This is a genomic window from Chitinimonas sp. BJB300 (assembly GCF_002735695.1).
Lineage (GTDB): Bacteria > Pseudomonadota > Gammaproteobacteria > Burkholderiales > Chitinimonadaceae > Chitinimonas.
Map to the genome: position 1 here is coordinate 1 of NZ_PDZH01000143.1, position 8,403 is coordinate 8,403.

Genomic DNA, 8,403 nt, shown 5'->3' on the forward strand with positions numbered 1-8,403 from the left:
GCAGCGCTTTCACTTCTCGCTCCAGCGCTTTGAGGCGTTCACGTTCGTCGTGGGTTATGCCATCACGTACCCCGTGGTTGATTTCCGAGTGCTTCACCCACTCATGCAGCGTACTGGGTGAGCATCCAATTTTTGGCGCAAAGGATGTCACAGCTGCCCATAACGATGGGTAATCGGCACGATGTTCCTGCACCGCACGTTCGCGAACTTCCGGGGAAAAGGGGGTCGTCTTCTTCATGGCACTATTCTCTATGATCAAGAAGCCTCCTCAAAACCCGGGGCGGTTCAAAAGTTCCAGTCTGGTCGTACAACGGGCTGATATGCACCGGCGAGACGTACAAGCACGTCGTGAAGATGACATTCGCCAAAGGTGCCACCCTGACAGACCCATCAGGTCTCTTCAACGCCAGCCTCGAAGGCAATACACGGCGCGCCATCGACTTCCACAATGGCAACAAACTGGATGAGGCCGCGCTAAAGGCACTCATTCAGTCTGCTGTCTCTTTGAACAAGGCTTTAGCCCGCAGCTAGTCCGGAAGATGGCCCCTCAAGACCTGTTCAAAGTCTGATGCACGTCAGCAAGACAGCATGATCTTTTTAGTCTCCAGCAGCCCAGAAGCTGGTTCTAAAGCGCTTGTTCTGCCTTGCCGAAACAAGTTCACTTGCTGGAAGGGTTAACCGGGTCGGAAAGTATTTCTTGTATCGTGTGCCAACAATGTCGCATTTCAACGGCATTCGTCTCGACCAAATCCGCAGCCACAACCAATGCCTTCCAAAGCGCCCAGGCCCGCCCTCGATCCCACGTACCCGCGTCAAGCGGCAAGACAGAGCGGAATACCTCACGGCTGCGGCTATCAAAGAGTGTCCAGGCGATTGCAAGATCGCACGCGGGATCACCGATGCAAAGCTGTCCAAAGTCGATTACCGCACTTAGCTTGCCCTCTTTGACAAGCAGGTTTCCCACAGCAATGTCTCCATGCACCCAAACCGGTGGACGATCCCATTTCGATGCGAGCGCGGTGTCCCATACCAGCGTCGCAGTGCCTACATCAAGGCGAGTAGCAAGCATACTGATGGCCTTCCGTGCCTCGGCATCATATGCCCGCAGTGACCCACCTCTATAGAAATTGTGAAGGCCGGACGGCGGACCTCCTGCAGGGTCTATGCTGTGAAGTGCTGCCAGAAACCTCCCCAGGTCGCTTGCAAAGCAAGGTAGGTCTTCCATGCAGTCGTATAGAACTGGCTCACCTTCGATCCAACGGTAGACCGACCACCGCCATGGATATCCAAACGAAGGCTCTCCCATGGCCAATGGTGCAGGAATAGGTTGTGGCAGTCTCGGGGCCAGTAGTGGCAGCCAGTACTGCTCTCGTTCCACCTGCAACGAATAGGCCTTTGCGCTTGGTAGGCGAACGAGCATGCCGTTACCCAGGTGAAAGGTTCGATTGTCCCACCCGCTTTCTACGACCGGCGATATAGGTAGCCCCGCCCACTGGGGGAATTGGCTTGCGATCAATTGCCGCACCAGATCAACATCAATGGCGGCAGGAGAGTAAGTCATAGGAAGCCTAACTGTGACAAAAGCGAACTGCGTCAGCTTTAAACGCGAGCAGCAATACCAAACTGCCCTGACGCAGCGCTAAAACAAACTAACATTCCAAGGCATGTAAACCACGGAAACGAAGAAACCGATGACCACTTTCAGTACATCCCGTGAAATCCCAGCATCCGTAGAACAAGTCTTTGCTGCGATCAGTAATCCGGAACGTTTGGCACAGTGGTGGGGACCCGCCGGTTTCACCAATACCTTCAATGTCTGCGAGTTCAAAACGGGTGGGCATTGGTCCTTTACCATGCACGGTCCCGACGGCAAAAACTATCCAAACGACAGTGTGTTTGCAGAAATAGTATCGCCCAGCAAGATCATCATTCAACACATCTCGGAGCCGAAGTTTCGCTTAACCATAGCCTTGGCAACGTCTGCAGCGGGAACCGTTGTATCTTGGTCGCAGGCATTCGAGAATCCAGACGTTGCCAGCCGCGTTGAGCACATCGTCGTCCCAGCCAACGAACAAAACCTTGATCGCCTGTCGCTTGAGGTTTTTCGTCATTCGGGTGGTGGCTGACAGTACATAGGTTGTGCCAGAAAACCCGCATTGAACACGGAAATTCTGACTCCCCCTTTACAACCGCCAACGACGCCACTCACGTCTTGCCGGCCCTGTTTGCAGAGAAACTCAACAGGCAATCGGCCTGCATTTGAAGTGGGTATGCCCACGGTTGTCAGGACACGTCACCCGCTCATATCGCGCTAATGTTCACTCTGTACTGCTCAGATTGGCAAACGCTTCTTCTGTCAGCGTGGAAAGCATGGAGAAATACTGCGCCCTGGTCTGCTCCGACAAGGCAATGACGGGTCCGATGCTAAGCAATTTATCTACAGCGATTGTGGGTGCAAAAGACGAGGTGAACAGTACGGGTACTGAAGCAAACGTGACCTTTTTGCTTGCCACGGCCTTATCCAATAGTTCCTGAACCTCGTAATAGCGCGGGAGGCGTGCTGCAGTGAGTACCATCCCATCGAAAACCACGTAGACATCGCTAATGCCAGGAATCGTATATTTCGCTACGGCTGCAACCAGCGGCAGGTTGCTATCCATTTCACTTACATCATTCACCCCGACGTTGATTTTTGCGTGAGTGCCGAATAAGCGCAATTCAACACAATTTGGGTCCATAACCAGTCGCTTCAACGACAGCAGATTGCTCGATGTATTCGATACTTGAAACCGTGTCGCTAACATCCCATCCCCTTTTTAAAAGTTGACGCTTATCAAAACCTGTCTACTGCGAAGGTAGGCATTACTTTCTCGGCACAGCAACAAATCCCGACTTTAACCTGAAGGGCCTACCCAACGTGTCCATCATCTCAGCAGTGGGATTCATCCGGTTCTGCTCGATACGGCGGATAGTTTCTTCCGATACACCGATCATCTTAGCGTACTGCTTCTGGGTTACACCCAACATGCCACGCATGCTCCGTATCGTATCGGGAATGGTCAGCTGTCCTGCTGCGACGGCTTGATAAAAAGCATCGCGGGATTCAAATTTGGGCAGTTTGGTTCTTGCCATAGCATTACCCCCTACTTCAACCTGGCAATTTCATCGACCACCGTTCGATATTGGCCGCAGGCTCGACTGAAAACCAGTGCCTCTACACCCACGTTCTTTGCCTCCTCTGGTAAATGCTCAAGGCATGCCCCCAGGTTCAAGATTCGCGTCTTTACCCGACTCAGAAGATTGGCATCCCCACCGGTTTCTTCCGCAACCTGATCCATCAACGCATTCAAATCGGGAACCAGTCGGCCAGCCGGGGCTTCGAGCCCCTTCCAGGTACTGGAACGGGTGATAACAGCCGGATCCAACGACATAGGGGCAAAGTCGTACAGCGGCGTCAGTTCCAGCCTGCCATTGAGTCTTCTTACCGCGGTATTCCGGCCGTGGTTATCCCGGTTACCGGTAGCCAGGTTGAGTAGATCTCGAACAATGTATTCGGCCACTTCTTCAGCTGGGTCCGTTGCGTAATCGGCTAGCAGTTTCACCACTTGGTGGTGATGAATCTGTACCCCGATAGCCGTAATACCCGCCAAACTCAACACGGTTTCCTGCGCGAAACGGTGGACGACGGCATCACCCTGCGTTGAGTTTGGAAAGGTAGATGGTTTTACTGGATTACCCCCCCGCCAGAACAACGGCGCGGCATGTTTGGCTTGGGGGCCAAAAGCCACTGCACGATCAAAACGCGGGATGATCAGCGTATTGTTTTCCCACCTCAAGTCGTCGTTGGCACGAATACCCATGGCTTTGGCCAGCCGCATGTAAGCGGCTTCGTTGCGAAGAATGGTGTAGTCCATCTCTGCCTTGTTCCCACGAGCATACTTCACCAGCACATGGGCTCGTGCACGATGATCGGGTAACAGGCTGTCGGCATGCCAACGTCCCTGCTCATCTTGCGCCAACAAGATTTTGGGCGCCTCACCTTGCACGCCACTGGTTGCCTGTGCGGACAAGCCATTTTCATCGGCATACGCCATGAAGGCATCGCCGCGTTGAATAACTTCTTCCAGTTCAAAACCTTCAGGGAAGACCCTGGGTTTTTCCCGCATAAGTTCCCAGGCTTCTTTTACCCGGATATTGCCGATTGAATTCGCGCCACCCAGCACCAACAGGTCCAGATGGCTGGCATCGTGACCGGTTTCATCCTTATACACTCTGGCAATACGGTCGCCGGCAAAGCCAAGCGGGAGGATGTCGAGCAGGAATGCCGGCCAGTGCGGAAGCTTGATGGGCTGCATATCGACTTCATAACGTGCCGATAAAGCATGTTCATCCGTCGTGCCGAAAAAGGCGACGACAAACTCCCTTTCGTATTCAACGATGCAGGGTTCGGTGAATGCTCCCGTATCACCCAAATGGGTAAACTGGGCTGCATCGTGCCATTCACCATTGAAGTAAAGCTGAAGCGTGAGAGTTGTTGTTGCCATCGGCGTCGCTTTGCAAACCAATTAGTTAAGATAATACATTATTGATTAGCTGCACAACACCTTTATTATTTATCTTAATACATCTTTAGCCAACTCGACTACCACGCTGCGCTTTACCCTGCTGACACCTGCTCGTGACAAATCAGTAAACAGGTACTTACAGAAAAACGCAGGGCCAGCATTCCAGACATCATCGCCTAGATACGCCGGCCCTTATTTCCACCCTACCTCGCCCCACCAATACGGTTTTTATTCGCCCGCCACCATCATCCGCTCAATCAATACCGAGCCGACACGCTTGCTGCCGCGTACTTCGATATCCGAACCGATTGCGACGATATGGTGGAACATATCCTTCAAATTGCCAGCAATAGTGACTTCCTCAACCGGATGAACAATCACACCTTTCTCAACCCAAAAACCTGCTGCACCGCGCGAATAATCACCTGTAATGCCATTCACACCCTGGCCCAGCAGTTCCGTCACCAGAAAACCAGTATCCAGCCGCTGCAACATGTCCTGGAAGTCACCCGCAGTCGGGCTGACCAACAGGTTGTGACAACCACCTGCGTTACCCGTGCTGGCCAAGCCGAGTTTACGGGCTGAATAGCTGCCCAGCAGATAACCACCCAGCACGCCGTCCTTGACGAGATCACGCCGCACGCAGGCCACGCCTTCCCCGTCGAACACCGAACTTGCCATGCCACGCAGCAAGAAAGGATCTTCCACAATGTTCACCAGGGGTGCGAACACGGGTTTGCCTATTGAATCCACCAAAAAACTGGCCTTACGGTATAGGGCGCTGCCAGACACCGCCGAAATAAAATGCCCCATCAGGCCAGCAGCCTGGCTCGGGTCGAACAATACGCGGTAATCCCCGGTCTTCAGCCTGCGGGTTCCTAGCCGGGCCAAGGTACGTTGGCCAGCCTTCAATCCCACCGCATCGGCAGCATCCAGATCAGTGGGCGCGCGGGCACTGCTGTACCAATAGTCGCGCTGCATCGCATCGCCTTCCTGGGCAATCACAGTGCAGGAAATTGAATGCCGCGAAGTCTGGCTGGGGCCGATAAAGCCATTGGAATTGCCGTAGACCGACTGTCCCACATGGCTCGATACGGTTGCGCCCTCAGAATTACTGATGCGTGCATCCACATCGCGTGCCGCCGATTCACAACGCTGAGCCAATTCAATGGCCTGTTCAACCGGCAAATCCCATGGGTGATAGAGGTCAAGATCGGGAAATAATGTCGCGAGCCGATCGGGGTCGGCCAGGCCGGCGGCACTGTCTGCTGCGGTGTAGCGGGCAATCGCCAATGCTGCGGCAACGGTTTGTTCCAAGGCGGCAGGCGAAAAGTCCGAACTGCTGGCGTGGCCTTTGCATTGGCCGATATAGACCGTCACGCCGACGCCTTTGTCACGGTTGTACTCGATTGTCTCAACCTCGCCCAAGCGTACGCTGACATTCTGCCCCACCCCTTCTGAAACATCGACATCACAAGAGGTTGCGCCGCCTTTCTGGGCATACCCCAGCACCTGTTGCACCAAGTCGGTCAGTTCAGTCTGGCTAAAGGAAAGCGTCGATTTTTTGGCTGGGCTCATGGGCAATCTCATATCCAATGGCAGCGTAGCGCTGTCAGAAAAAAGGGGGGGAGCCAAGGCTCGTAGGGTGGAAGGCGCAATCCGCCCTCCCGGCTCTATTGACTATACATATTTTACGGGTCGCGTTTCTCTGGCTTTGCACGAATACGGACGAAAAGTTGTGCCTCCAGATAAGCCATGCGAGCAAGTACCAACGCGGCATGGCTGCAAAATGCATGTCCACGTCACCTGGAGCCCAAGGCGGTGATGCCTGCTTAGCGTCGAGGTGTCCGGTATCATAGCAGTCCATATTCTTTCAAGCCGATTCGCCATGTCCCGCAAGCCCCATACCGAACCAGACCTCGACGCCACATTTGATGGTGACGACGAGATTGAACACGTCAGTAAGAGCGCGATGAAACGAGAGGTGGAAGCCCTGCAGGATCTAGGCGTACAACTGATCGCCTTGTCCAAGGGACAGCTGAAAAAGCTCAATCTGTCCGATACCCTGCTCACGGCCATCAAAGATGCACAGAAGATCACCGCCAACGGCGCAATCAAGCGCCAGCGCCAATACATCGGCAGGCTGATGCGCGACGTGGACCCCGCGCCGATTCAAGCGTTTCTGGACAGCCTACGGGGTGATAACGACCGCCTGAATGCCTGGTTCCACCAGCTCGAACGCCAGCGCGATGAACTGATCGCCAGCGATGAAGCCGTTGCCAAGCTGATCGCCGAGCATCGCGATATCGATATCCAGCAGCTGCGCACCATGGTGCGTAATGCGCGTGCCGAGCGGGCAGCCAACAAGCCACCGAAGCATTTTCGCGCCTTATTTCAGCTCATCAAAGATCTGTCCACCGAGCCGCCCCTGATTGGCCCAGCCAATGCGGACGCCGAAGATGAGGACGATGATGCCTGAGGCCGGTTTGAAAATAGGCTTGGTGTCCATCAGCGACCGTGCCAGCAGTGGTGTGTATGAAGACAAGGGACTCCCTGCCCTGCTGGGCTGGCTCACCAGCGCCATCAGCACGCCTTTCAGCACCGTCAGCCGCTTGATTCCCGACGAGCAGGCTTTGATCGAAACCACGCTCAAAGCACTGGTCGATGACGAAGGCTGCGGCTTGGTATTGACCACCGGCGGCACCGGCCCAGCACCACGCGATGTCACACCCGATGCCACGCGGGCCGTGGCCGACCGTGAAGTACCGGGTTTTGGCGAACAGATGCGCCAGATCAGCCTGCGCTTTGTGCCTACCGCCATCCTGTCGCGCCAAACCGCGGTAATCCGCAAGCAGGCGCTTATCCTCAACCTACCCGGCCAGCCCAAGGCCATCAAGGAAACCCTGGAAGGCTTGAAGGATGCGGAAGGCAAGGTGCAGGTACCCGGCATCTTCGCTGCGGTGCCCTATTGCCTCGACTTGGTTGGTGCAGCCTATCTCGATACCAACGAAGCCGTTGTGAAAGCCTTTCGGCCCAAGTCGAAGTAGCCCCCGTGCCAATAACCAGTCTATCCCCGGTGATACAGGCAAAGCGCCCCTCTCTGGTAGCAGAGAGAGGCGCTGGGCTTCAGCCTATTCGGTTTTAGAACCTGCCTAAAGTCTCGCGAGCTAAGGCAAGATAAGGCGAAAACAGCCGAGGAAGTGGAGTTTACAAGTGGTAAATGAGCATTCCGAGGGAGTTTTCAGCGCCATATTGCCGACGCGCAGCAGACTTTAGACAAGTTCTTAGAAGCCGTATCTTGATATAGCGATGCTTGCTGCCCCAATTGCGCACACCCCCATATTTCGTCATCCGTAAGCTTGGTCTGGATTAACTCTACCGGCATGCCGCCATCCACAATGATTGCGACACGAAAGCCATCGATAGGCTCGTAAGGTCCCAGCAGTAGCGTCTGGTTTTCAAGTGCCAAGTCGAGGTCATCCACTTTAAAGGCAGGGTGCGGCACCGTGCGTATCAACGGATGCAGACAACTGTCATCTTCATACCGGTGATACTGGATGCGGGCCAACTGGCAATCACTGTCGCTCGTGTACATACCAAATTTCGCACTGTAACGCTCGTTGGCACGTATTTCTGAAGTGGGGATACCCATGTGGTGAAATTCATAGCTCACCCCATCTCGCACAAACATCTCTTCTATTCCTTAAGTAGAAACTGATGTTACGCAGTAGCTGCGAGAAGCAGCTGTAACTGATCATAAGCCGCGCGGGAGGCGTTGATCAGTAACTTGCGGCAAAGTGCGAATGGGTTCTTCTGCGTCTTGATGCTCAGGCATTCA

The 8,403-nt window shown here is 54.3% G+C and carries 10 protein-coding genes and 1 pseudogene; 4 read left to right on the forward strand and 7 right to left on the reverse strand.

Annotation, left to right across the window (positions count from 1 at the left end):
• On the reverse strand, window positions 1-238 hold a 238-nt coding region (locus tag CSQ89_RS18070), incomplete at its 3' end, for a transposase (RefSeq protein WP_143747087.1).
• Between the two features lie 65 nt (window positions 239-303).
• Here CSQ89_RS18070 and CSQ89_RS18075 point away from each other — a divergent pair.
• Window positions 304-531, forward strand: a pseudogene (locus tag CSQ89_RS18075) (DUF1801 domain-containing protein); the annotation flags it as partial.
• Window positions 532-658: 127 nt separating this feature from the next.
• On the opposite strand, the gene CSQ89_RS18080 reads toward CSQ89_RS18075, so the two are convergent.
• On the reverse strand, window positions 659-1,561 hold the full coding sequence (locus tag CSQ89_RS18080) for an aminoglycoside phosphotransferase family protein (RefSeq protein WP_099407477.1): 903 nt from the start codon (window positions 1,559-1,561) through the stop codon (window positions 659-661).
• A 130-nt stretch (window positions 1,562-1,691) separates the two neighbouring features.
• Here CSQ89_RS18080 and CSQ89_RS18085 point away from each other — a divergent pair, with 130 nt between their 5' ends.
• Window positions 1,692-2,126, forward strand: coding sequence for an SRPBCC family protein (locus tag CSQ89_RS18085; protein WP_099407478.1), 435 nt, complete (start codon window positions 1,692-1,694; stop codon window positions 2,124-2,126).
• A 192-nt stretch (window positions 2,127-2,318) separates the two neighbouring features.
• Here CSQ89_RS18085 and CSQ89_RS18090 read toward each other — a convergent pair whose 3' ends face one another.
• From CSQ89_RS18090 to pmbA, 4 genes are all read right to left on the reverse strand, one after another.
• Entirely contained in the window at window positions 2,319-2,738 is a 420-nt protein-coding gene (locus tag CSQ89_RS18090) for a hypothetical protein (RefSeq protein WP_139023032.1), read from the reverse strand.
• A gap of 124 nt (window positions 2,739-2,862) precedes the next feature.
• Entirely contained in the window at window positions 2,863-3,132 is a 270-nt protein-coding gene (locus tag CSQ89_RS18095) for a helix-turn-helix domain-containing protein (RefSeq protein ID WP_099407480.1), read from the reverse strand.
• 11 nt (window positions 3,133-3,143) lie between these two features.
• Window positions 3,144-4,544 (reverse strand): type II toxin-antitoxin system HipA family toxin, encoded by a 1,401-nt coding sequence (locus CSQ89_RS18100; protein ID WP_099407481.1) that lies wholly within the window; start codon window positions 4,542-4,544, stop codon window positions 3,144-3,146.
• A 249-nt stretch (window positions 4,545-4,793) separates the two neighbouring features.
• Window positions 4,794-6,143: a metalloprotease PmbA gene (gene pmbA, locus CSQ89_RS18105; RefSeq protein ID WP_099407482.1), complete on the reverse strand. Its 1,350-nt coding sequence runs from the start codon at window positions 6,141-6,143 to the stop codon at window positions 4,794-4,796.
• A 310-nt stretch (window positions 6,144-6,453) separates the two neighbouring features.
• On the opposite strand from pmbA, the gene yjgA reads away from it, so the two are divergent.
• A complete protein-coding gene (yjgA, locus tag CSQ89_RS18110; protein WP_099407483.1) occupies window positions 6,454-7,044 on the forward strand; it encodes a ribosome biogenesis factor YjgA in 591 nt (196 codons plus the stop codon).
• Window positions 7,037-7,612 carry a molybdopterin adenylyltransferase gene (gene mog / locus CSQ89_RS18115; protein WP_099407484.1) on the forward strand — a complete coding sequence of 192 codons (576 nt, stop codon included), beginning with the start codon at window positions 7,037-7,039 and terminating at the stop codon, window positions 7,610-7,612. Before yjgA ends, mog begins: the two co-directional genes overlap by 8 nt.
• A 194-nt stretch (window positions 7,613-7,806) precedes the next feature.
• Here the strand turns inward: mog and CSQ89_RS18120 are convergent, their stop codons facing one another.
• Window positions 7,807-8,256, reverse strand: coding sequence for a VOC family protein (locus tag CSQ89_RS18120; RefSeq protein WP_099407485.1), 450 nt, complete (start codon window positions 8,254-8,256; stop codon window positions 7,807-7,809).
• Window positions 8,257-8,403: the final 147 nt, after the last annotated feature.

Bases quoted from the DNA above. Each gene is read 5' to 3' on its own strand.
- CSQ89_RS18080 (WP_099407477.1), bottom strand. From the start codon at position 1,561: ATGACTTACTCTCCTGCCGCCATTGATGTTGATCTGGTGCGGCAATTG.
- CSQ89_RS18085 (WP_099407478.1), top strand. From the start codon at position 1,692: ATGACCACTTTCAGTACATCCCGTGAAATCCCAGCATCCGTAGAACAA.
- CSQ89_RS18090 (WP_139023032.1), bottom strand. From the start codon at position 2,738: ATGGACCCAAATTGTGTTGAATTGCGCTTATTCGGCACTCACGCAAAA.
- CSQ89_RS18095 (WP_099407480.1), bottom strand. From the start codon at position 3,132: ATGGCAAGAACCAAACTGCCCAAATTTGAATCCCGCGATGCTTTTTAT.
- CSQ89_RS18100 (WP_099407481.1), bottom strand. From the start codon at position 4,544: ATGGCAACAACAACTCTCACGCTTCAGCTTTACTTCAATGGTGAATGG.
- pmbA (WP_099407482.1), bottom strand. From the start codon at position 6,143: ATGAGCCCAGCCAAAAAATCGACGCTTTCCTTTAGCCAGACTGAACTG.
- yjgA (WP_099407483.1), top strand. From the start codon at position 6,454: ATGTCCCGCAAGCCCCATACCGAACCAGACCTCGACGCCACATTTGAT.
- mog (WP_099407484.1), top strand. From the start codon at position 7,037: ATGCCTGAGGCCGGTTTGAAAATAGGCTTGGTGTCCATCAGCGACCGT.
- CSQ89_RS18120 (WP_099407485.1), bottom strand. From the start codon at position 8,256: ATGTTTGTGCGAGATGGGGTGAGCTATGAATTTCACCACATGGGTATC.